Below are 20,936 nucleotides of genomic sequence, written 5' to 3'. Positions count from 1 at the left end.
TCGTGGGCGGTGGGGTCAGGTGGCCAGGGAACGGAGGTGGACCGTGTCGTCGGGATCGTCCCACAGGAGCACCAACGGGTCTCCCCCTTCCGGTCCTTGGCCGGCGGCCGCCCGGCGCACCTCGCGCACGCGGGCGGGCAGGGCGAACACCGAGGGCGCCCCCGGCCCGGCGTCGGGGGCGAGCAGCGCGGGCAGTCCCCCGGGGGGTGTTCCGCCGCCGCGCCGCCACACCGCGACGGGCACCCCGCCTTCGAGGAGGGCGTCCAGCAGGGCGGCCGTACGGGGGCCGCCGACGTGCCCGAGGACGCAGGCGGGCGCGGGCGCCGCCCCCAGCCGCAGTCCGAGGGCGTCGGTGACGTCGGGGTCCTCGACGGTCCGTACGGCGTCGGGGTGCCGGCCGTCGTGGACGTGGAGCCAGCGCCATTTGTCGAGCCATTCGGTGCGGGTGTCCTCGCGTTCCTGCGGGCAGCGCACCACCACCTCGTGGACGGCGCCGAGCGGGCGGGTCCGGCCGCCCGGTCCGCGGCGGGGTACGGGCCACTGGTCGAAGTCCGTCTCCAGCAGTTCGTAGGGGACGTGGAACTCGATCCGCCCGATGCCGCCGTGCGGCTGCCCGCCCGCGGCGGCCTCGGCGAGGCGGCGTACGAGTTCGGCGCGTACGGCGGCCAGTTGGACCGGGCTGCCCTCCGACTCCCAGACGTGGCGGGTCCGTTCGCCGCGCAGCCACATCCGGGCCAGCAGGCCGTCCTCGCCGCCGGGCGGGGACTCCAGGCGCACGTGCAGGGTGGCCTTGCGGGCGGGGGCGGGCGGCGGGCGCAGGGCGGGCAGGCCGAGCCGCTCGCGGGTGTCCCGTACCCAGCGTGCGAGGGCGGCGGCCCACTCGGGGTCCTCGGGGCCGCCGCCGGGTCCGCCGCCGGGGCGGGCGGTCCGGTCGGCGAGGAAGTGCACGAAGGGCACCGCGAGCGGCATCCCGGTCCGGCCGCCCTGCCGTTCGTCGAGGTCGGCGACCACCTCGAGGAGGGTGTCGGCGGGCAGTCCGCCGTCGACGGGGGTGGTGCAGCCGGCCGCCTTGAAGGCCCAGGCGTAGGCCTCGTAGGCACAGCGCGGCAGGTCACGGCCCTCGAACAGGTCGCCGAGCCCGTCCCAGCCGGTCTGGTCGAGGCGGGGGGCGCTGGGCAGGGACGGTCCGGGCGGGCCGCCGCCGGGGCCGGCGGGGACGGCGGGGCCGTCGTCGGCCGGGGCGGGGAGGGCCGGGGCGGGGAGGGCCGGGAAGGAGGGGAAGTCGAGGAAGGAGTTGGCGTCCCAGTCCCTGTCGACGAGGAACTGCGGCAGCTGCCAGCTCTCGCCGCGTTCGCGCAGTCCCCGGAAGGCGAGGTGGATGCTGCGGGCGGCCTCGGGCAGGAGGGCCGCGCCCTCCCCCACGGACCGGTCCCCGAGTTCGCCGAGCAGGGCCTCGGTGAAGCGGCCCGCGCCCCGTTCGGCGTCGTTCTGCGCGGCCTCCCCCACGCGGGAGGCGTACAGGCGGAACTGGCGCCGCCCGGGGACGGTGTGGCCGCCGCCGTAGTCGGCGCTGCCGAAGTTCCAGCGGCTGTCGCGGGGCGCGTCGACGCGGCAGGCGTCCACCAGTGCGGCCTGGAGCGGGAACCGCCGGTGCTTGACCAGGTCGGTGCGCCACCACCGCAGGGCCGAGTCCAGGTTGAGGTGGCGGATCTGGCCGGGGCGGGCGTCGGCGCAGGGCAGCATCAGCTCGTGGTCGCGCCCGAGGTAGCCGTGCCCGGCCCAGAAGATCCACAGGAGGTCGCCGTCGCATGCGGGGAGTTCGTCGAGCAGCGCGGTGCGGGCGTTGGTCTCGGTCGCGGGCCGGTACGAGGCCCGCAGCGCGGCCAGGCCCTCGGACGCGGACCAGTCGAGGGTGTCGGGGTCGTCGAGCGGTGACAGCAGCAGCCGTACGTTCGCGGCGGGCACCTGTCCGGGACCGGTCAGCCACCGGGCGAAGCGCAGGGCGTCCCGGGCGGGTCCGCGCAGGTTCCAGTGGTGGCTGACCTCGTACCGCTCGACCCCGGCGACGAGCGCGAAGGCGCGCCGGGGGTCCACGTCGGTGTGCGGTCCGCCGGGGGCCGTCACGCCATCCCCGCTTCGGTCACCGCCCGTTCGACGCGCTCGTAGAGGGACTGCTGTTTCCAGTAGGCGCTGTGGCTGGCGGGGAAGGGCTGGCGGCTGCGGATCTCGTGGTCGCTGACGCGGGGGTCGCCGGGGAAGACGGGCGCGGCGAGGTAGGACAGCACGTCCTGGCGGTCGTACACGTTGAGCCAGCGCGGGAAGCCGTACGGGAGCCGGCTGCCGGGGGCGAGGGCGGTGAGGGCGCCGAGTTCGTAGAGGTACGGGGCCTGCGAGCCGACGGTGACGAGCAGTTCGGCGCCGGGTACGGGTACGCCGTCGGCGGCGGCCAGGGCGAGCAGGTCCACCAGGGCGATCCCGCCGAGGCTGTGGCCGATCAGTACGGTCGGGCCGGGCCGGGCGGTGATCCGTTCGCGCAGGTACGCGCGCAGGCCGGCGCCTCTGGCCTGGTAGCGCAGGATGTCGCCGAGCGCGGGGGCGGCACCGGCGGTGAGGGGGCCGCGCCAGGCGTTGAGCAGGGGCTGCGTGGTGACCCGCTGCGCGAGCCGGCCGAGGACGGCGGCGGCCCGGGCCCCGGGGACGCGGGCGCCGCCGCCGAGGCGGGTGGTGAGGAGCTCGACGAGCCGGTCCCGTTCGGCGGCGGTGCAGTCGGCGTCGGTCCCGGCCTCGGCGAGGGCCCCGGCGGTGACGGCCCGGGCGAGGGAGGCGGCCAGCTCGCGGGCCTGCGGTTCGGCGGTGGCGCGGGCGGCGGCGCGGGCCGCTTCGGCGGAGCCGGCGGCGCCCTCCAGCGCGGGCCGGAACCCGGCGGCGAGGCCGGTGCCGTCGAGCAGGGCGCGCAGCTCGCCGGGGCCGTCCGCGTCGGGGGCCCCGGCGAGCCGGCGCAGCAGCTCCAGCACCGCTTCCCCGGCGGGGCGTAAGCCGGGCATGGCGAAGGGGTCGTCCTCCGGGCCCGCGTCGGCCCAGCCGGTCTCGGCCAGGACCCGCAGCTCGCACAGCGGGTCGGCGAGCAGCAGCCCCCACTCGGCGGCCTCCGCGCCCCCGTCAGCGCCCTCCGGCGTCCCGGGTACGGAGCGTGCGCCGGCGCCCGACCGCGCGCCGAACCGCTCGCCCCAGAAGCACGAGTCGATCTCGGCCCCGGGGAACCGCTCCCCGAGCCGCTCCCGCACCAGCGCGAACAGCGCGTCGTGCCGCTCCCGCCGCACCCCCGTACCGTGAACGAACAGAAACCGCATGGCCGCCCCGCCCCCTCGTCGCTCTCCCCCGCCCGGCACGATAGCGCCGAGTCCGCGAGGCGGCGTACCGAATGGCCGGTTCGGGCGCCCTCGACCGTGAAGGAGCATGTGGGTGGATCTGAGTTCGGTGGTCATCGCGGTGGCGGGTGTCGCCGGAACCCTGGGCGGGTCCCTGCTGACGCAGCGGGGTGCGGAACGGGCCAAGCGCCGGGAGATAGAACTCGTGCGCGCCCAGGAGGAGATCCGCGAGAGCCGGGCGCTCCGGCGCACCTGTTACGCCGAACTCAACAGGGAGTCGCGGCAGTTCGCCACCGCGCTCAGCCACCACCTGCACGTCATGCGGGAGCGGACCGTGGAGGACGCCGACCGGGTCGCGCTCGACGCGGCGAAGGGTGCGCACCGCGACCGCTACTCGGAGGCGCAGATGGTCGCCCCGGACGCGGTGCTCGTGACGGCGAGCGCCGTCAACCACGGCCTCAACACGGTGTACGGCCAGGTCAAGCGGCTGGAACGGGACGAGCCCGCGCCGGGCGAGACGATGAACACGGCGGCCCGCGAGCAGTACGCGCTCTGGGAGTTGCTGCGGACGATGCGCACCGCCATGCGCCATGACCTGGGCGTCGCGGACGACGACTGACGCGTGACCCCCGCCGGCCCGGCCGGTGCTCAGAGCTTGCGCGCGAACAGCAGCCCGTCCGCGATCGGGAGGAGCACGGACTCCACCCGGTCGTCGGCGCGGACGTGGGCGTTGAACTCGCGCACGGCCAGCCCGTTGCCCCGCGCGGCGGGGTCCGCGGCGGCGCCGCCGAAGAGCGCGTTGTCGGCGAGGAGCAGGCCGCCGGGGCGTACGCGGGGCACCAGTTCCTCCCAGTAGTCCCGGTAGCCGCCCTTGTCGGCGTCCAGGAAGACGAGGTCGAGGACGGGTTCGGCGGGCAGGGCGCGCAGGGTGTCCAGGGCGGGCGCGAGCCTCAGCTCGATCCGGTCGGCGACCCCGGCCTCCTTCCAGGCCTCTTGCGCGATCGCGGTCCACTCCTGCGAGACGTCGCAGGTGAGGACCCGTCCGCCGGGGAGCAGTCCGGCGGCGAGGGCGAGGGTGGAGTAGCCGGTGAAGGTGCCGACCTCCACGACGCGGCGGGCTCCGGTCAGCTTCGCGAGGAGGGTGAGGAGGACGCCCTGCTCGTGCGGGATCTGCATCACGGCCCGGTCGCCGAGGGCGCGGGTGCGCTCGACGAGCCGTCGCTGCACCCCGGTCTGCGGCTCGGCCTGGGCGAGCAGGTACGCGTACACCTCGGGGGTGAGGGGGACCGTCTTCACGTCTTCGGGCTGCGGGTTCACGGCGTACGTCCTCTCGGGGTCAGTCGGGCGGGTTGAGCTGCGCGGGCAGGGGCTTGCCGAGGGGACCGCGCGGGATCCGGTCCACGAGGCGCACCAGGCGGGGTTCGGCGCCGAGGCCGCGCGCGGCGGCCCGTACGCCGTCCGCCGTCAGGGGTCCGCCTCCGGCGACGAGCACGTCGTACGCCTCCTCGTGCGGCGGGCCGGCCGGGCCGGGGACCCGTACGCAGGCCACGTCGGCGCCGGGGAGCGCGGCGCGCAGCCGGGCGGCGATGGCGCCCAGGTCGTACCGGACGCCGTTGACGCGTACCAGCTGGGCACGGCGGCCGAGGCGCAGGAACAGCCGGTCGCCGAGGCGGCGGACCACGTCGTCCATCTCGTGCCGGTCGGGCCGGCTGCCGTCGGGCAGCGCGGACAGCCGGGGCCCGGTGACGATGAGGGGGCCCTCGGCGCCGGTGCGGGGGGCGGCGAAGGCGACGTCGTCGAGCAGCGTCCAGGGTCCGGCGGGGTCCCAGCCGGTGCGGTGGGCGACGGATCCGGTCTCGGTGGAGCCGAGCAGCTCGATCAGCGCGGCGCGCGGGTCGGTCGCGAACCGGCGTGCCTCCGGCGGGAGTTCGGCGCCGCCGTGCAGGAACGTGAGCTGTTCGAAGGAGGCGGTCCAGCGGGGGTGGCGGGCGAGGGCGCGGAAGGCGGCGGGGATGGCGACGACGGCGATCCGCCGGGCGGGCACGGCCGGAGGCGGGCAGTCGCCGGCGGGCCAGAACCACACGGGCAGCCCGGTCACGGCGGGGAGGAACACGCCGGCGGCGGCCCCGTAGACGTGCCGGGGCGGGGCGAAGGCGACGATCGCCTCGGGCGCGTACGGGGTGAGCAGGCGGGCGGTCCGTTCGGCGTCGGCGCGCAGCAGGTCGCCGGTGAAGATCCGCCGGACGGGGTCGCCGGTGGCGGCGTCGGAGGCCTGGAACTCGTACGCCCGGCCGGCGAGCCCCTCCCGGGCCTCGGCGGCTTCGGCGGGCGTGAGCCGGTCCCACGGCAGGTGCCAGGGGCCCGGCGGCCCGTCGGGGGCGGCGGTGCCGATGCCGGGGCCCTCCCAGAGGGCGTCGAGGGGCAGTGCGGGGTACGGCGGTTCGAGGGACATGTGCGCGTCTCCCCCTGTGCGTTCGGGTTCCGGGGCGGGGGCGGACCGGCACCCCGGGAGCCCTCAGGGGCACAACGACGCGGGCCCCTCCGGGGACACGGCGGGCCCTACACGCACCCCCTATCCATCACCTGTGACATGTGAAATATTACCTGCGCCCCGGCCCCGAACTCCCCGAAAGGGCAACTCCGTTGCGCAGACTCGCCTCGGCGGGTGCGGCGATATCCCTCGCCGTACTCGCCCTCCTGCCCGCCCCCGCCGCCCTGGCGGCCACCGCTCCTCCGCCCACCCCGCCGACGGGCGGGGCCGAACAGGCCGCCGCCCCGCCCCTCGCCCCGCTGGAGCTCCAGCGCCAGGCCCTGCGCCGCCAGGCGCTGGAGGGCATCGCGGCGGGAGGTTCCGGCGACCGGGCCGCCGCCCGGGCGGCGGGCCCGCTCCCCCGCACCGCGAAGATCGGCGACCAGTACGTCGAACTCGCCCAGCGGCGCAAGGACAAGGTGTTCGTCATCCTCGCGGAGTTCGGCGACCAGACCGACCCCCGCTTCGGCGGCACCCCCGGCCCCCTGCACAACACCATCGGCAAGCCCGCCCCGGACGACAACCACACCCTCTGGCGCAAGGACTTCGACAGGGGTTACTACCAGCAGCAGTTCTTCTCGCCCACGCCCGGCTCGGCGTCCCTGCGCGCCTACTACAACCTCCAGTCCTCCGGCCGCTACGACATCGACGGCAAGGTCACCGACTGGGTCAAGCTCCCCTACAACGAGGCCCGTTACGGCACCGACACGTGCACCGAGGCCGGCCAGTGCCGCACCAACTGGGACCTGGTCCGCGACTCCACCACCGCCTGGTACGAGTCCGAGCGCGCGAAGGGCCGCACCCCCGAAGAGATCAAGGCCGAACTGGCCCAGTACGACGTGTGGGACCGCTACGACGCCGACCACGACGGGAACTTCGACGAGCCCGACGGCTACCTCGACCACCTGGTCGTCGTCCACGCGGGCAAGGACCAGACCTGGGGCGGCGGCGCCCAGGGCAAGGACGCGATCTGGGCGCACCGCTGGTTCGCGTACTGGAACCAGGCCGGCAGCGCGGGCCCCGAGGGCAACAAGGCCGGCGGCACCCCGGTCGGCGACACCGGGATCTGGGCCGGCGACTACCTCACCGGCGGCGAGAACAGCGGAGCGGGCCTCTTCTCCCACGAGTTCGGCCACGACCTCGGGCTGCCCGACCTCTACAGCTCGGACGGGGACAACGGCGTCAACTTCTGGTCCCTGATGTCCTCGGCCTCCTACCTGGGCAAGGGCCCCAACACCACGGGGCAGTTCCCCGGCGACCTGGACCCGTGGAGCAAGCTCCAACTGGGCTGGCTGGACTACACGGAGGCCGACGCGGGCCGCAGGACCCGCGCCACCCTCGGCGTCTCGGGCTACCACACCGACGACCCCCAGGCCCTCCTGGTCCACCTCCCGCCCTCCACCACCCGCACCGAGCTCACCGACCCCTACGAGGGCGCCCGCCAGTGGTGGAGCGGCACCGGTGACTTCATGGACAACACCCTGACCCGCCCGCTGGACCCCGCCGCCGGCCCGGCCACCCTCACGGCCCGCGTCTGGTACGACCTGGAACAGGACTTCGACTTCCTCACGGCGGAAGCCTCCGCGGACGGCGGCAAGACCTGGACCATCCTCCCCGGCACGGTGGGCGGCACCCCGATCCCCCCGAAGGGCATCTCGGGCACCTCACCGTCCTGGACCACCCTCACCGCCCCCCTCCCCGCGTCCACCACCCACCTGCGCCTGCGCACCACCTCGGACAGCAACACCCACGGCCGCGGCGTCACCCTCGACGACATCCGCGTCACGGCGGCCGACGGCCGCACCCTCCTCCAGGACGGCGCCGAACAGGGCGACAACGGCTGGACCCCGCTCAAGTGGTCGCGCGCGGAGGGCCGCACCGGCACCACCGAACACCCCCGCGCCTACTTCGCCGAGTACCGCCGCCACACCGGCTACGGCTCCTTCCTCAGGACGGGCCCCTACAACTTCACCTCCACCGACCAGCGGGTGGAGTTCTACCCCTACCAGCAGGGCGTCCTGCTCTGGCTCTGGGACACCGCGTACAGCGACAACACCACCAAGGCCCACCCGGGCAACGGCCTCATCCTCCCGGTCGACGCCCGCCCGGCCCCCCTGCGCTACCCGGACGGCAGCCTCCTGAACGCCCGCGCCCAGACCTTCGACGCCCCCTTCTCGACCCGCCCCACGGACCGCATCACCCTCCACAAACCGGGCACCTCCCTGACCGTCCCCTCCCGCCCGGGCATCCGCGTCTTCGACGACCACCGCGACACGTACTGGAACCCGGACCTCCCCCAGCTCGGCGTCAAGGTCCCGGACACCGGCACCCGCATCGAGCTCACCAAGGAAACGACCACCCGCACCACCCTCCAACTCACCCCCTCCCCCTGACCCCACCCCCCACACGCCCGCCCCGCCGGCCCTCCCGGCGGGGCGCTCGCGCGTACGGGGCCGGGGAGCTGTGAGGACGGACACGCCCTGGTAGGGAACCCGCGGGCGGCGGGAGCCGTTGGGGGGTGGTGGCGATCTTTGGGAGTGGGGTATGACCGGCAGGGCCGTGCGGGTGTGTGTGCTGGCGGGGGTCTGTTGTGCGGTTGTGGTGGCCGGGGTGGCCTTTGCCGTGGGGCGGTTCGGGACCGTGGCCGTCGGGGATGCCGGGCGCGGGAGTTATGTGCAGGGTGAGCGGGTGGGGGACGAGACCGCTGCCGAGGCGCTGGAGGGGCTCGTCGAGGGGGGTGGGGAGCGGCGGGCGGCGCCCGACGGGGCCGGGTGGAAGGTGTCCGAGCCGCTCGAGGCGGGGGTCGTCGAGGCCGAGCCGGCCATCGGGGCGTTGTTCTCGCCCGGGATGGACTGGGACGACGAGCACCACTGTTCCGGGAGCGTGGTGCATTCCGCCGGCGGGGACCTCGTCGTGACCGCCGCGCACTGCGTGTACGCGCGGGGGTTCCGGACCAATCTGGCGTTCGTGCCCGGGTACGCCGAGGGGAAGGCGCCGTTCGGGGTGTGGGTGCCGACGCGGATCGACGTGGATCCGCGGTGGGTGGAGGAGGCGGATCCGGATTACGACGTGGCGTTCATCCGGGTGCGCCGGCCCGGGCATGCCGGGCAGCGGCTGGAGGACGTCACCGGGGCGCACCCCGTGCGGTTCGGGCAGCAGCTGCCCGCCCCCGCCCGGCTGGTGGGCTACCCCAACGACGCCGAGCAGCCGTTGGGGTGCGCCAACACGGCCGTCGCCGCCGGGTCCACGCAGCTGCGGCTGGACTGCGCGGACGTGCCCAACGGGACCAGCGGCGGCCCCGTCCTGACCGCGGCCGGAACCCTGATCGGGGTGATCGGCGGCCGCGATGGAGGCGGGGACGAGGTGACGTCGTACAGCAGTTACTTCGGGGACGGGGTGCGTGAACTGTACGAGCGGGCCGTGCGGGGGTAGTCAGGCGGGGCCGTGGTGCGGCGGGTAGGCCGTCGTCGTGCGGGGTGAGGTGGGCAGGCGCCACTTCGACAGGACGCGCAGGACCGTGGCCGGGGCGAGCAGGGTGTTCGGCGGGGTGGAGAGGGACAGGACGCCGAAGAACGGGGCCGAGAGGGCGGGGTCCGTGTTCGCGCCCGCCATGACGCGGGACATGTACGCCTGGAGGACGCGGGTCGCCCGGTCCGCCGGCGGGCCCTCGGTGCCCGGGTAGCGCAGGTCCTCGCTGGTGGCGATCTGCCAGGCGACGTTGGCCGCGGTGACGGTGTGCCGCTGGACGCGCCGGGTCCCGGCCGGGATCTGCGCGGTGGGCAGGGCCCTGACGGCGTCACCCAGGGCCTGGGCGGTGATGGCGGCGACGGTCATGCCGTGCCCGTAGACCGGGTTGAAGCGGCAGGCCGCGTCGCCGACGACGAGGAAGCCCTCCGGCCAGCGGTCCATGCGCTCGTAGTGGCGCCACTCGTTGGCGGTGGCCCGGAAGCCGGCGGGCGGGGCCAGCGGTTCCGCGTCGCGGATGGCGTCGTAGAGGGCGGGGCTGCGCAGGGTGCGGGCGAAGCCGAGGAACTCGGGGTCCTTGGTGGGCGGGGCGTGTTCGCCGTTGCCGATCAGGGTGACCAGCCAGCGGTCCCCCTCCAGCGGCACCAGCACTCCCCCGCGCGGGCTGTCGGGCCGGCCCTGTACGTACATGCCGTGCCAGCGGCGCCGCGGGTCGTCCAGGGCGGCCTTGGGGATGGCGTACGGGCGGCTGGAGTAGCCGAGGTGGGAGTCGTAGCGGGTGACCGCCGGGGCGGGGTAGCCGAGGGCGGCCAGCCAGGCGGGGGCCTTGGAGGTGCGGCCGGTGGCGTCGACCACGAGCGCGGCGGCGAGGCGGCCGCCGTCGCGGAAGGACACGCCGGTCACCGAGCGGTTGCCCGGGCCGCCGACGAGGCCCGTCGCGAGCCGGCCGCCGAGCATCCGGATCCGGCCGTCGCGCAGTACGGCACGGCGCAGCGTCCAGTCGAGGAGCTCCCGGCTGCCGATCAGCATCCCGGCGCCCGGTACGTGCCGGAACCAGTCGGAAGGGCTCAGCCACAGGAAGTCGCGCGGCGACTCCAGCAGGGCCGCGCCGGCTTCCAGCAGCTCGGCGGTGGTGCCGGGCAGCAGCTGCTCCATCAGCTCGACACCGCGCGCCCACAGCACGTGCGCGTGCCGGGACTGCGGCAGGCCGGGGCGGAACTCCGGCCCGTGCAGGGACAGTTCGTCCCGTTCGACGACGGTGACGCGGGCGAACCGCCCCGCCAGGACCCGTGCCGTCAGCAGACCGGCCAGGCCGGCCCCGAGGACCACGGCGTGGTCCCCGGGGGATTCTGTGTGGTTGTCCGGAGTGTCGTCCATGGGACGAGTGTCCGGCCGTCGGGGCGGCCCGGGTCAGGCCCCGGCCGGGGCGGACGGTTGCGTGCCGGGGCGTGGCGGGGGCGCGGACGGGGCGGAGGGGGCGGCCGGGGGCGCGTGCGGGGGGCAGGTGGAGGGGGCGTGGCGGGGGGGATCGCCCAGGGGATCGGCGGGGCGCCGGCCTCATCGGCGACCGGGGTCGGCCGACAGGTGCGGGCCGGCCGGTCGGCCACAGAGGCGGTACCTGAGGCCCCGTGAGCTTCTTTGGACGCGGCCCACGGGCGCTCGCCGGCCGCGTCGCCGGCGCCTCCTCGGGCCCGCCGCGGCCACCCTACTCGGCGGCGCCCGCCGCCGACACCAGTACGTCCCCGGCCGCGACCCGGCTGTAGAGCACGCTGCGGCCCGCCCGTCGGCGCAGGATCAGCCCCGCCGCGAGCAGCACCTTCAGCTGCCCGGCCACCGCGCCCAGGCTGTACCCGGTCAGCGCCACCAGCTGCGTCGTGGACTTGGGGCTCTCCAGCAGCACCAGCACCCGCGCCCTCACCGGCCCCAGCAGCCGTACGAGCGCCTGCGGCGCGGCCGGCCCGGGACCCGGCTGGGCGAGCTGGCCCGCGCACGGGTACACCAGCGCGTGCCGGTGCGTACCGGTCCAGGCGACCCAGCCGTGGGCGTGCGTCACCGGTACGAAGACCAGCCCGGCGTCCCCCGACAGCTCGCGCGGCCGCCGCTGCTGGAGGTTGACCCGCAGCCGCCCGCCGCCCAGCCATGCCATCCCCGGCCGCATTCCGGAAAGGGCCGCCGCCCAGCCCTCCCGGCCGAGCTGGCTGGTGCGCACCAGGACGTCGGCCTCCGCGGTCCGGCGGCGCCGCTCCCAGTCGGGGCGTACGGCCTCCTCCCAGACCCACTCCAGCAGTTCGGCCGTCCTCGGGCCGAGGCCGCGGGCCCGGTCGAGGCCCTCGGGGAGCCGGCCGGTGGCGGCGCGCAGGTCGGTGCGGACCACCGCGTCCGGGGCGGCGCGGACGGTGGCGAGCTCCTCGGCGAAGGCGCGGCCGTCCCGGTGGGCGGGCGGGGTCAGGTACCCGGCGATCCACAGGCGGCCGAGGGCGGCCCGGACGAGGGCGGCGGTGAGGGGCTCGGCGGCCAGGTGGGCCCGGTAGTGCGGGAGCCGGTCCGCGAGCCAGGCCCGCTCGGCGGGGTGGGCGGGGGCGCGGCGCTCCAGGGCCATGAGAGCGGCGGTGGTCTCGGCGAGGGGGGACACCACGAAGCGGCTGCGCGCGAGCGCGTCGGTGTCGATGCGCCACCATCCCATGGGTACCGCCGCCAGTCGGTGTCCGGGCCGCCGGTCCCTCCGGGGGCTGCCCCGATCATGCCGCGCCCCCGGCCGGGGTGTACGCGCGGCCCCGGGGCCGGGGGCACCGCCGGGTGGTGCGGCCCGGGGCCGGGGGCTGTACGACCCGAGGGCCGGGGGGTGCGGCCCCCGGCCCGCCCCGGACCGGTTCAGCCGGCTTCGACGGTTTCCGGCGCCGGGGGAATACGGCTCGGGATGTCGAACTCCGGGTACAGCTGGAAAGTGCCCTGGCATGCGGTCAGCAGCCACTTCCCGTTTTCCTTGGACATCACGTAGAGCGGGGAGTTGGGGTGTCCGTCGGGCTTCCCGTCCAGGGTGTAATGCTGCCCCTTGAGCTTCACCGCCGCCACATCGGGACGGATGAACAGCACGTCGATCAGTTCGTAGGTGACCGTGGCGTTCTCCATGGCCCCGGGCAGGACTCGACGGGTGAACTCCGCGATCTCCGCCAGCCCGGTCAGGATCCGCCCGTGCGGTGCGGTGTAGATCGCGTCCTCACGGAAAAGGGCCAGGAATTCGTCGACGAGTTCATATTGCTGAGAATGCTGCACCCGGGCGACCACTTCCCTGATCGCCTCGATGTCCTGCTTCTTCTGCTCGTCAACCGGCTTCGTCGTGTCCATGCGGATAAGTATGAAAGGGGGTCCCGTTCCACGGTCAAGCGGCCTTTAGGGGAACACGATCGTCCGTGGATGCCGCGACAAGCCCGCGGGAGGGGCGTGCGGACCGCCGGGGTTTCGCGTCCGGGCGAAACTCTGGGACCCGCACGCCACCCGTCGCAGACTCCCGGCATGTCGCGCAGCTACCGCTCCCTCCTCCTCCGCACCCCCGAGTTCGCCCCCTTCTTCCTCGCCGCCTCCCTCCGCGTCGCCGCGTCCACCACCGGCGGCCTCGCCCTCGGGGTACTGGTCTACGACCGGACCCGCTCCCCGCTGCTGTCGGCCCTCGCCATGTTCGGGCCGTCCCTCGCCCAGGTGCTCGGCGCGACCCTGCTGATGGCCGCCGCCGACCGGCTGCCCCCGCGGGCCGCGCTCGCCGCCCTCGCCGCTCTCGCCGCCGCCGGGACCGGGCTGCTCGCCGCCCCCGGGCTGCCGCTGTGGGCGGTGTTCGCGGTGCTGCTGGGGCAGGGGCTGGCCGACTCCCTGGCCGGCGGGGTCCGTTACGGGCTGCTCACCGAGATCCTGCCGCCCGGGGACTATCTCCTCGGCCGCTCCCTCCTCGCCGTCGCCGCCGGTGTGACGCAGGTCGCCGGCTTCGCCGCCGGCGGGCTGCTGCTCGCCGCGCTGTCCCCGCGCGGGGTGCTGCTGGTGTCGGCCGGGCTCGGGGCGGCCGCCGCGCTCACGGTCCGCTTCGGGCTGCGCCGCCGGGCGCCCCGGGCCGGGGGCAGGCCGTCGCCCGCCGAGACCCGGCGCGTCAACCGCCTGTTGCTGTCCGACCCGGCCCGCCGGACCCTGTACCTCGCCCTCTGGGTGCCGAACGGCCTGATCGTCGGCTGCGAGTCCCTGTTCGTCCCGTACGACCCCGCGCACGCCGGGCTGCTCTTCGGCTGTGCCGCCGCCGGGATGCTGGCCGGGGACACCGTCGCGGGCCGCTGGCTGCCCGAGCGGTGGCGCACCCGTCTGGCGGCCCCGCTGCGGCTGCTGCTCGCGCTGCCCTACCTGGTGTTCGCCCTCCAGCCGGGGCCGGTCCTCGCGACGGCCGCCGTCGCCGTGGCGTCGACCGGCTACGCGGCCGGGCTGCTGATGCAGGAGCGGCTCGTACCGCTGCTGCCCGAGGGGACGCAGGGGCAGGCTCTCGGGCTGCACTCGGCCGGGATGCTCACGATGCAGGGGGTGTGCGCGGCCCTCGCCGGGGCGGTGGCGCAGTACACCTCGCCGGCGGCCGCGATCACCGCGCTGGCGGCGCTGTCCGTCGTGGTCACCCTGGCACTGGAGCCGGGTCTGCGCCCCGATAGGCTGCGGATCCGTCCGCCGCATTCCCCTTCTCCCCTTCCCCGAGGTACCGCGCAGTGAGCTCCGCAGCACCCCCCGCACCGGTGACGGTCGTCGGCCTCGGCGCCGACGGCTGGGCCGGGCTCACCGCCGGCGCGCGGTCCGCGCTGGCATCGGCCGAGGTGCTGATCGGCGGCCCCCGGCAGCTGGACCTGCTCCCGGCCGCGGACTGCGCCGGGCTGCGGGTGGCCTGGCCGAGCCCGCTACGCCCGGCCGTGCCGAAGCTGATGGCCGAGCACGCGGGGCGCCGCGTCGCCGTACTGGCCAGCGGGGACCCGATGTTCTACGGGATCGGCCGGGCGCTCTCCGAGGAGCTGGGCCCGGACGCGCTGCGGATCCACCCGCACCCCTCGTCGGTGTCGTACGCGTGCGCCCGCCTGGGCTGGCCCGTGGAGGACACCGAAGTGGTGACGGTGGTCGGCCGGCCGGTGGCCCGGCTGGCGGCGGCGCTGCACGAGGGCCGGCGGGTGCTGGTGCTCAGCGCCGGAGCGGCGACCCCCGACGAGATCGCCGCTCTGCTCCGAGAGCGGGGCTTCGGCCCGAGCCGGATGCGGGTGCTCGAACAGCTCGGCTCCGAGCGCGAGGACGCGTACGAGGGCACCGCGGCGGACTGGCACCGCGCACCCGGCGACCCGCTCAACGTGGTCGCCGTGGAGTGCCGCCGGGACCCGGCCGCCGACGTGCCCCGGCTCGGCGCCACCCCCGGCCTGCCCGACGCCGCGTACGAGCACGACGGCCAGCTCACCAAGCGCCACGTGCGGGCCGCGACCCTGTGCGCGCTCGCCCCGGCCCCCGGCGAGCTGCTCTGGGACATCGGCGGCGGCTCCGGGTCGATCGGCATCGAGTGGATGCGTACGCACCCGTCCTGCCGGGCGGTGGCGATCGAGCGGGTCCCGGAGCGGGCCGGGCGGATCAGCCGCAACGCGGCCGCGCTCGGCGTTCCCGCGCTGCGCGTGGTCGTCGGCGCCGCCCCGGCCGCCCTGGACGGGCTCCCGGCCCCCGACGCGGTGTTCATCGGCGGCGGCCTGACCGCGCCGGGGCTGCTGGACGCGGCCTGGGCGGCGCTGGCACCCGGCGGCCGGCTGGTGGTCAACACGGTCACCCTGGAGTCGGAGGCGGTCCTCGCCGAGCGCTACCGGCGCCACGGCGGCGAGCTGGTGAAGCTGGCCGTCGCGCACGCCGTGCCGGTCGGCGGTTTCACGGGCTGGCGTCAGGCCATGCCGGTCACCCAGTGGTCGGTCACGAAGACACAAGGAGAAGCAGCATGACCGTGTACTTCATCGGCGCGGGCCCCGGCGCCGCCGACCTGATCACGGTGCGCGGCGCCCGGACCCTGGCCGCCGCCCCCGTCTGCCTCTACGCGGGCAGCCTGGTCCCGCGCGAGCTGCTCGCCGAATGCCCGGACGGCGCCCGGCTGGTGGACACCTCGCAGCTGAACCTGGACGAGATCATCGCGGAGTGCGTACGGGCCCACGGGGCGGGCCTGGACGTGGCGCGGCTGCACTCGGGCGACCCGTCCATCTTCAGCGCGGTCGCCGAGCAGATGCGGCGCCTCGACGCGGCCGGCATCCCCTACGAAGTGGTCCCGGGCGTACCGGCGTTCGCCGCCGCCGCGGCCGCCCTGAAGCGGGAGCTGACGGTCCCCACCGTCGGCCAGACCGTGATCCTGACCCGGATCGCCCAGCAGGCCACGCCGATGCCGCCCGGCGAGGACCTGGCCACGCTCGGCCGCAGCGGTGCGCTGCTGGTGCTGCACCTGGCCACCCGGTACGTCGACCGGGTCGTGGACGAACTGCTGCCGCACTACGGCGCCGAGTGCCCGGTGGCGGTGGTGGCGATGGCCAGCCGCCCCGACGAGCTGATCCTGCGCGGGACCCTGTCCGACATCGCGGCGCAGGTGAAGGCGGCCGGACTGGTGCGGACCGCCGTCATCGTGGTGGGCCGGACGCTGGGCGCCGAGCAGTTCCGCGACAGCCACCTGTACTCGCCCGAACGCGACCGGCATGTCTGCTGAGGCCGGCGCAGCGCCGGCCGGCCGGCACGTCCTGATCCTGGGCGGTACGACGGAGGCCCGCCGGCTGGCGGAGGCGCTGGCGCGCGAGACCCCGTACCGGGTGACGAGCTCGCTCGCGGGCCGCGTCTCCGCGCCCGTGCTCCCGCCGGGCGAGACCCGGATCGGGGGCTTCGGCGGCGTCGAGGGACTCGCCGGCTGGATCACCGGCCACGGCGTCACGCACGTGGTCGACGCCACCCACCCCTTCGCGGAGCGGATGAGTTTCCACGCGTCGCAGGCGCAGGCGCTCACGGGCGTGCCGCTGCTGGCGCTGCGCCGCCCCGGCTGGACCCCGGGGGCGGGCGACGACTGGACGTTCGCGGACTCCCTCGCCGACGCGGCCGCCGTACTGCCCTCGCTCGGCGGGCGGGTGTTCCTGACCACCGGCCGGATGGGCCTGCACGCCTTCGCGCACCTCACCGGCACCTGGTTCCTGGTGCGTTCGGTGGACCCTCCCGCCGCGCCGATGCCGCCGCGGCTGGAAGTGCTGCTGGCGCGGGGCCCGTTCGGGCTGGAGGAGGAGCGGGAGCTGCTGGCCCGGCACCGGATCGACGTGCTGGTCACCAAGGACAGCGGCGGCGACGCCACCTCCCCCAAGCTCACCGCCGCCCGCGAGGCCGGGATCCCGGTCCTGGTCGTACGCCGGCCCCCGGTCCCGGAGCACGTGCCACGGGCCGCCTCGGTGGAGGCGGCCCTGGACTGGCTCCGCCGGAACTGACGCCGGCCGCGGCCCGGACGGTCCGCCCGCCCGGGCGACGGCCGGCGCCCCGTCAGCCCAGCCCCAGCCCCAGCCCCAGCCCCAACGCCGGTCCCAGCCCCAGCCCCCGGCTCACGGGTAGCGGCGCGGCGTCCACGTCACGTGCGAGCCGTCGGGCCGCCGCGTGACCTGGGTCTGCGAGGAACCGATCAGCAGGATCGTCCGCATGTCCACCTCGGACGGCTCCAGTTCGGCCAGCGTCAGCACGCGCACCGACTGCTCCGGGCCGCCCACGTCCCGTGCCACGACCACCGGGGTCTGCGGCGCGCGCAGCTCCAGCAGCAGCTCCCGCGCCTTGGCGACCTGCCAGGTCCGGCTGCGCGAGCCCGGGTTGTACAGGGCGAGCACCAGGTCGGCGGCGGCGGCCGCGCGCAGCCGCTCCGCGATGACCTCCCACGGCTTGAGCCGGTCGGAGAGCGAGAGGGTGGCGTAGTCGTGGCCCAGCGGGGCCCCGGCCGCGGCGGCCGCCGCGTTGGCGGCGGTGACGCCCGGCAGCACCCGTACGGGGACGTCCTCGTACGGGGCCTGCCCGGCGACCTCCAGGACGGCGGTGGCCATGGCGAACACCCCGGGGTCGCCGCCGGAGACGACGGCCACCCGCTTGCCGCGCCGGGCGAGGTCGAGGGCGAACTCGGCCCGCTCGGACTCCACCTTGTTGTCGGAGCCGTGCCGCACCTGGCCCGGCTTGACCGGCACCCGGTCCAGGTAGGTGGTGTAGCCGACGAGGACCTCCGCGTCGGCCAGCGCCCGCCTGGTCTCGGGGGTCAGCCACAGCGGCCCGGCGGGGCCGGTGCCGACGACCGCGACCTCGCCGGGTCCGGAGGGGACGCTGCCCGGGTTGCCGATGCGGCTGGGCACGACGGCGACGGCGAAGTAGGGGACGCTGTCCGGGTCGGTGTCCGCGAGGACCCCGGTCCGCTCGCCCTCCATCGTGGCGCGCTCGACGTAGCGGGCCTCGGCGAGGCGGCCGCTGCCCTCCATGGCGCGCCGGACGGCGGGGAAGGTACGGCCGAGCTTCATCACGACCGCCGAGTCGGTGGCGGCGAGGCGCGCGGTGAGCTCCTCCTCGGGCAGGGTGCCGGGCAGGATCGTCAGCACCTCCTCGCCCTCCACGAGCGGGGTGCCCAGGCGGGCGGCGGCGGCGCTGACGGAGGTGACGCCGGGGATGACCTCGGCCTCGTACCGGTCCGCGAGCCGCTTGTGCATGTGCATGTACGAGCCGTAGAAGAGCGGGTCGCCCTCCGCGAGCACGGCGACGGTGCGGCCGGCGTCGAGGTGCGCGGCCAGGCGGGCGGCGGAGGCCTCGTAGAACTCCTCCATCGCGCCCTGGTAGCCGCCGGGGTGGTCGGTGGTCTCGGTGGTGACCGGGTAGACCAGCGGTTCCTCGACGTGGTCGGAGCGCAGGTGCTTCGCGGCGATCGAGCGGGCGATGGAGCGGCCGTGGCGGGCACTGTGGTAGGCGACGACGTCCGCCTCGGCGATCACCTCGACGGCCCGCAGGGTCATCAGGGAGGGGTCGCCGGGGCCGAGCCCGACGCCGTACAGCTTGCCCTTGGTGTCCTGACGGTCGCTCATTCTTCCTCGCTCGCGATGGCGTTGACGGCAGCGGCCGCGATGGCGCTGCCGCCGCGCCGGCCCCGCACGATGAGGTGGTCGAGGCCCGAGGGGTGGGCGGCGAGGGCGTCCTTGGACTCGGCGGCGCCGATGAAGCCGACGGGCACGCCGATGACGGCGGCGGGGCGCGGGGCGCCCTCCTCGATCATCTCCAGCAGCCGGAACAGGGCGGTGGGCGCGTTGCCGACGGCGATCACGGAGTTCTCCAGCAGGCCCCGGTCGCGCCAGATCTCGAGGGCGGCGGCGCTGCGCGTGGTGCCCGTCTTCGCGGCGAGGGCGGGCACGGCCGGGTCGGAGAGGGTGCAGATCACCTCGTTGCCGGCGGGCAGCCGCTTGCGGGTGACGCCGCTGGCGACCATCTGCACGTCGCACAGGACCGGCGCGCCGGCGTGCAGGGCCGCGCGGGCCCGCAGGACGACGTCGGGGGTGTAGCCGAGGTCCTGGGGGAGGTCGGTCATGCCACAGGCGTGAATCATGCGCACCGCGACCTGGGCGACCGATGCGGGCAGCCCGGAGAGGTCCGCCTCGGCGCGGATCGTGGCAAAGGACTGGCGGTAGATCGCGGCGCCGTCCTTCTCGTACTCGAACACGGTGTACTCGCTCATTTCTTCACTGCGGTGCGGGTGGTGTGGTGGTGGTGCGTGCGGCCGTGAGGGCGGCCGCGAGGTCTGCGAACGGGGTGGGCCGGCCGTCGAGTTCGTACCCGTCGGGGGTGGCGACCAGGTCCACCCAGGCGGTGCCGCGCGGGTGCCCGCACCGGCGGGCGCACCCGGACCAGTGCACGGGCAGCGCGGCCGCGGAGTGGTCTTGTCCTACGACGGCACGCGCGTCGGCGCGCACGTCCGCGAGGGACTTGGCGCACCCGGGCCTGCCCGTACAGGCGGTGACGGACTGCCAGGGCCCGCCGGGCCCGGTCACCAGGCCGGCCGCCTCCAGCGCGGCGCGGCCGCCGGCGGGGCCGCGGGCGCCCGCGCCGGGCAGGACGACACTGCGCCACGGGGTGACGCGCAGCCCGTCGCCGGCGGCGTCGGCGACCTCGGCCAGCACCCGCCACTGGGCGGAGCCGAGCCGGCCGAGCGGGGGCAGCACGCACAGCGCGTCGCCGTGCACGCCGGGCCGGGGCGGTTCCGCGTGCGGCCAGGCCACCTCGGGCAGCCGGTCGGCGGCGATCCCCGCGGCGGCCAGCCGCAGGGCGAACTCCCCGTCATCCAGGGCGTGTCCGTCGGGCAGCTCGGCGACCCGCCAGGGCCGGGTCCCGGCCGCGTCGGCGGCGTCGAGGAAGTACTCGGCGGCCAGCAGCGCCGCCCTGGGCGCGTCGACCGCGGCCACCTCGACGGCCCCGGCCGCGGCTCCGAGCCGCACCAGCACCCGGTCGCCGCCGCGGCCGCGGCCGTCGCCGTCGCCGTCGCCGTCGCCGAGCACGGTCACGTCGGGGTCGAGGGCGGCGACGTCCCCGCGCCCGTCGTCAAGGGCGAACAGGAACCGCCCGGACAGGCCCGTCGCCCGGGCGCCGGCGCACAGCAGGCGGTCCAGCTCCCGGACCCCCCGCACGACGCGGGGCCCGCCCAGCGGGGAGGCGACGACGTTGCGCACCCGCTCGTGGGCGGGCGCGGGCAGCAGCCCGGCGCCGTCGAGGAGCTCCGCGAGGCCGGCGCCGCAGCCGTCGGCGAGGCCGCGCAGCTGGACGTTGCCGCGCGAGGTGAGTTCCAGGTGCCCGTCCCCGAACCGGTCGGCGGCGAGCCCGAGCACGGACGCCTGCGCGGTGGTGAGCAGCCCGCCGGGGATCCGGACGCGCGCCAGGTACCCGTCGTCGGCGGCGTGCAGCCGCAGCGCGCCGGGACAGGCGTCGCCGCGCTCGCGTATGGCGGGTTTGTCCCGCGACGCGGCGGAGGGGGGCTGGGGCATGGCCGCGAGCATACCCACGATTCCCCACCCCCGACCTGTGGCCGTCGCCACCCCGACCAGCACCTCCGCCCCACCACCCCCGGACCACCGGACCACGGCCCCGAGCCCCCCGCCCCCGACCCCCGGCACAGCCCCGAGGCGAGCCCGCGGCGCACCCGCGCGGGCCCCAGCCCCGAGGCGAGCCCGGGCCCCAGCCCCGAAGGGCCCCCGGGGCGCGGCCCCGGGGAACGGGCGAAGGGCCGGGCGGGGAGGAGCCCGCGCGGCGGGGCCCGCCCTCGGCTCCCGGCGCACCCGCCCCACGCGGGCCGTGCGGCACCGCCCCGCCCACCCCCACTCCCGGCCAGGGGAAAGGCCGCCTAAGATGACCTTCCGACGGGCCGTTCGGCCCGTCACCGCCGAGGACGGCGACATGGGAGGAAGCCCGGTGCGATTCCGGCGCGGTCCCGCCACTGTGAACCCCGCGGAGCGATCGGCCGGGTGAGTCAGGAACTCCCGCCGTCCTCACTGCCCGGGGCGCGGAAACCCCGAGGA

17 protein-coding genes and 1 riboswitch are annotated in these 20,936 nt (G+C 76.2%); of the genes, 7 read left to right on the top strand and 10 right to left on the bottom strand.

The features are described from left to right. Positions 1–15 precede the first annotated feature (15 nt). Together D1J60_RS28230 and D1J60_RS28225 are read right to left on the bottom strand one after the other, a co-directional pair. A complete protein-coding gene (locus tag D1J60_RS28230) occupies positions 16–2,124 on the bottom strand; it encodes a caspase family protein (RefSeq protein ID WP_125822988.1) in 2,109 nt (702 codons plus the stop codon). Further along, positions 2,121–3,350: a hypothetical protein gene (locus tag D1J60_RS28225; protein WP_125822987.1), complete on the bottom strand. Its 1,230-nt coding sequence runs from the start codon at positions 3,348–3,350 to the stop codon at positions 2,121–2,123. Before D1J60_RS28225 ends, D1J60_RS28230 begins: the two co-directional genes overlap by 4 nt. Positions 3,351–3,456: 106 nt before the next feature. Between D1J60_RS28225 and D1J60_RS28220 the strand changes: the two genes are divergently transcribed. Next, positions 3,457–3,987 (top strand): hypothetical protein, encoded by a 531-nt coding sequence (locus D1J60_RS28220; RefSeq protein WP_125822986.1) that lies wholly within the window; start codon positions 3,457–3,459, stop codon positions 3,985–3,987. A 29-nt stretch (positions 3,988–4,016) separates the two neighbouring features. Here D1J60_RS28220 and D1J60_RS28215 read toward each other — a convergent pair whose 3' ends face one another. Together D1J60_RS28215 and D1J60_RS28210 are read right to left on the bottom strand one after the other, a co-directional pair. After that, positions 4,017–4,685, bottom strand: a complete 669-nt coding sequence (locus D1J60_RS28215) for an O-methyltransferase (RefSeq protein WP_164720980.1) — start codon at positions 4,683–4,685, stop codon at positions 4,017–4,019. A 19-nt stretch (positions 4,686–4,704) separates the two neighbouring features. Beyond that, positions 4,705–5,820 carry an AMP-binding protein gene (locus D1J60_RS28210; RefSeq protein WP_125822985.1) on the bottom strand — a complete coding sequence of 372 codons (1,116 nt, stop codon included), beginning with the start codon at positions 5,818–5,820 and terminating at the stop codon, positions 4,705–4,707. Between the two features lie 191 nt (positions 5,821–6,011). Here D1J60_RS28210 and D1J60_RS28205 point away from each other — a divergent pair, with 191 nt between their 5' ends. Further along, positions 6,012–8,291: an immune inhibitor A domain-containing protein gene (locus D1J60_RS28205; RefSeq protein ID WP_206436585.1), complete on the top strand. Its 2,280-nt coding sequence runs from the start codon at positions 6,012–6,014 to the stop codon at positions 8,289–8,291. A gap of 295 nt (positions 8,292–8,586) precedes the next feature. After that, on the top strand, positions 8,587–9,330 hold the full coding sequence (locus D1J60_RS28200) for a trypsin-like peptidase domain-containing protein (protein ID WP_241253418.1): 744 nt from the start codon (positions 8,587–8,589) through the stop codon (positions 9,328–9,330). On the opposite strand, the gene D1J60_RS28195 is transcribed toward D1J60_RS28200, so the two are convergent. The 3 genes from D1J60_RS28195 to D1J60_RS28185 form a co-directional block, all read right to left on the bottom strand. Continuing rightward, a complete protein-coding gene (locus D1J60_RS28195) occupies positions 9,331–10,740 on the bottom strand; it encodes a hypothetical protein (protein WP_206436584.1) in 1,410 nt (469 codons plus the stop codon). Between the two features lie 328 nt (positions 10,741–11,068). Continuing rightward, positions 11,069–12,046 (bottom strand): winged helix-turn-helix domain-containing protein, encoded by a 978-nt coding sequence (locus tag D1J60_RS28190; protein WP_125822983.1) that lies wholly within the window; start codon positions 12,044–12,046, stop codon positions 11,069–11,071. A 188-nt stretch (positions 12,047–12,234) separates the two neighbouring features. Next, the gene (locus D1J60_RS28185; RefSeq protein ID WP_125822982.1) at positions 12,235–12,708 is read right to left on the bottom strand and encodes an SgcJ/EcaC family oxidoreductase; all 474 of its coding nucleotides are present in this window, start codon (positions 12,706–12,708) and stop codon (positions 12,235–12,237) included. Positions 12,709–12,876: 168 nt separating this feature from the next. Between D1J60_RS28185 and D1J60_RS28180 the strand changes: the two genes are divergently transcribed. Genes D1J60_RS28180 through D1J60_RS28165 form a run of 4 tightly spaced genes read left to right on the top strand, consistent with a single transcriptional unit; the run spans position 12,877 to position 16,847 of the window. After that, positions 12,877–14,097: an MFS transporter gene (locus tag D1J60_RS28180; protein WP_125822981.1), complete on the top strand. Its 1,221-nt coding sequence runs from the start codon at positions 12,877–12,879 to the stop codon at positions 14,095–14,097. Further along, a complete protein-coding gene (gene cbiE, locus D1J60_RS28175; protein ID WP_125822980.1) occupies positions 14,094–15,344 on the top strand; it encodes a precorrin-6y C5,15-methyltransferase (decarboxylating) subunit CbiE in 1,251 nt (416 codons plus the stop codon). The genes D1J60_RS28180 and cbiE overlap by 4 nt, the downstream gene beginning before the upstream one ends. Next, positions 15,341–16,090, top strand: coding sequence for a precorrin-4 C(11)-methyltransferase (gene cobM, locus D1J60_RS28170; protein ID WP_125603409.1), 750 nt, complete (start codon positions 15,341–15,343; stop codon positions 16,088–16,090). The genes cbiE and cobM overlap by 4 nt, the downstream gene beginning before the upstream one ends. Further along, entirely contained in the window at positions 16,080–16,847 is a 768-nt protein-coding gene (locus D1J60_RS28165) for a cobalt-precorrin-6A reductase (protein WP_125822979.1), read from the top strand. The genes cobM and D1J60_RS28165 overlap by 11 nt, the downstream gene beginning before the upstream one ends. A 111-nt stretch (positions 16,848–16,958) precedes the next feature. Here D1J60_RS28165 and D1J60_RS28160 read toward each other — a convergent pair whose 3' ends face one another. From D1J60_RS28160 to D1J60_RS28150, 3 genes are read right to left on the bottom strand one after another with little or no spacing between them, the layout of a single operon-like run. After that, entirely contained in the window at positions 16,959–18,461 is a 1,503-nt protein-coding gene (locus D1J60_RS28160) for a precorrin-2 C(20)-methyltransferase (RefSeq protein ID WP_125822978.1), read from the bottom strand. Next, on the bottom strand, positions 18,458–19,105 hold the full coding sequence (locus D1J60_RS28155) for a precorrin-8X methylmutase (protein ID WP_125603406.1): 648 nt from the start codon (positions 19,103–19,105) through the stop codon (positions 18,458–18,460). Before D1J60_RS28155 ends, D1J60_RS28160 begins: the two co-directional genes overlap by 4 nt. Before the next feature lie 4 nt (positions 19,106–19,109). Next, the gene (locus tag D1J60_RS28150; protein WP_164720979.1) at positions 19,110–20,405 is read right to left on the bottom strand and encodes a cobalamin biosynthesis protein CobG; all 1,296 of its coding nucleotides are present in this window, start codon (positions 20,403–20,405) and stop codon (positions 19,110–19,112) included. Between the two features lie 355 nt (positions 20,406–20,760). Further along, positions 20,761–20,918, top strand: a riboswitch (cobalamin riboswitch). The last annotated feature ends 18 nt before the right edge of the window (positions 20,919–20,936 follow it).

Source organism: Streptomyces sp. W1SF4 (assembly GCF_003950035.1).
Lineage (GTDB): Bacteria > Actinomycetota > Actinomycetes > Streptomycetales > Streptomycetaceae > Streptomyces > Streptomyces racemochromogenes.
This window is presented reverse-complemented; position numbering and strand designations above follow the sequence as displayed.

What these genes read in the sequence shown, in the direction of transcription:
- D1J60_RS28185 (WP_125822982.1), bottom strand. Translation starts at nt 12,708, where the DNA reads ATGGACACGACGAAGCCGGTTGACGAGCAGAAGAAGCAGGACATCGAG.
- D1J60_RS28195 (WP_206436584.1), bottom strand. Translation starts at nt 10,740, where the DNA reads ATGGACGACACTCCGGACAACCACACAGAATCCCCCGGGGACCACGCC.
- cobM (WP_125603409.1), top strand. Translation starts at nt 15,341, where the DNA reads ATGACCGTGTACTTCATCGGCGCGGGCCCCGGCGCCGCCGACCTGATC.
- D1J60_RS28220 (WP_125822986.1), top strand. Translation starts at nt 3,457, where the DNA reads ATGTGGGTGGATCTGAGTTCGGTGGTCATCGCGGTGGCGGGTGTCGCC.
- D1J60_RS28150 (WP_164720979.1), bottom strand. Translation starts at nt 20,405, where the DNA reads ATGCCCCAGCCCCCCTCCGCCGCGTCGCGGGACAAACCCGCCATACGC.
- D1J60_RS28180 (WP_125822981.1), top strand. Translation starts at nt 12,877, where the DNA reads ATGTCGCGCAGCTACCGCTCCCTCCTCCTCCGCACCCCCGAGTTCGCC.
- D1J60_RS28155 (WP_125603406.1), bottom strand. Translation starts at nt 19,105, where the DNA reads ATGAGCGAGTACACCGTGTTCGAGTACGAGAAGGACGGCGCCGCGATC.
- D1J60_RS28165 (WP_125822979.1), top strand. Translation starts at nt 16,080, where the DNA reads ATGTCTGCTGAGGCCGGCGCAGCGCCGGCCGGCCGGCACGTCCTGATC.
- D1J60_RS28210 (WP_125822985.1), bottom strand. Translation starts at nt 5,820, where the DNA reads ATGTCCCTCGAACCGCCGTACCCCGCACTGCCCCTCGACGCCCTCTGG.
- D1J60_RS28160 (WP_125822978.1), bottom strand. Translation starts at nt 18,461, where the DNA reads ATGAGCGACCGTCAGGACACCAAGGGCAAGCTGTACGGCGTCGGGCTC.
- D1J60_RS28190 (WP_125822983.1), bottom strand. Translation starts at nt 12,046, where the DNA reads ATGGGATGGTGGCGCATCGACACCGACGCGCTCGCGCGCAGCCGCTTC.
- D1J60_RS28225 (WP_125822987.1), bottom strand. Translation starts at nt 3,350, where the DNA reads ATGCGGTTTCTGTTCGTTCACGGTACGGGGGTGCGGCGGGAGCGGCAC.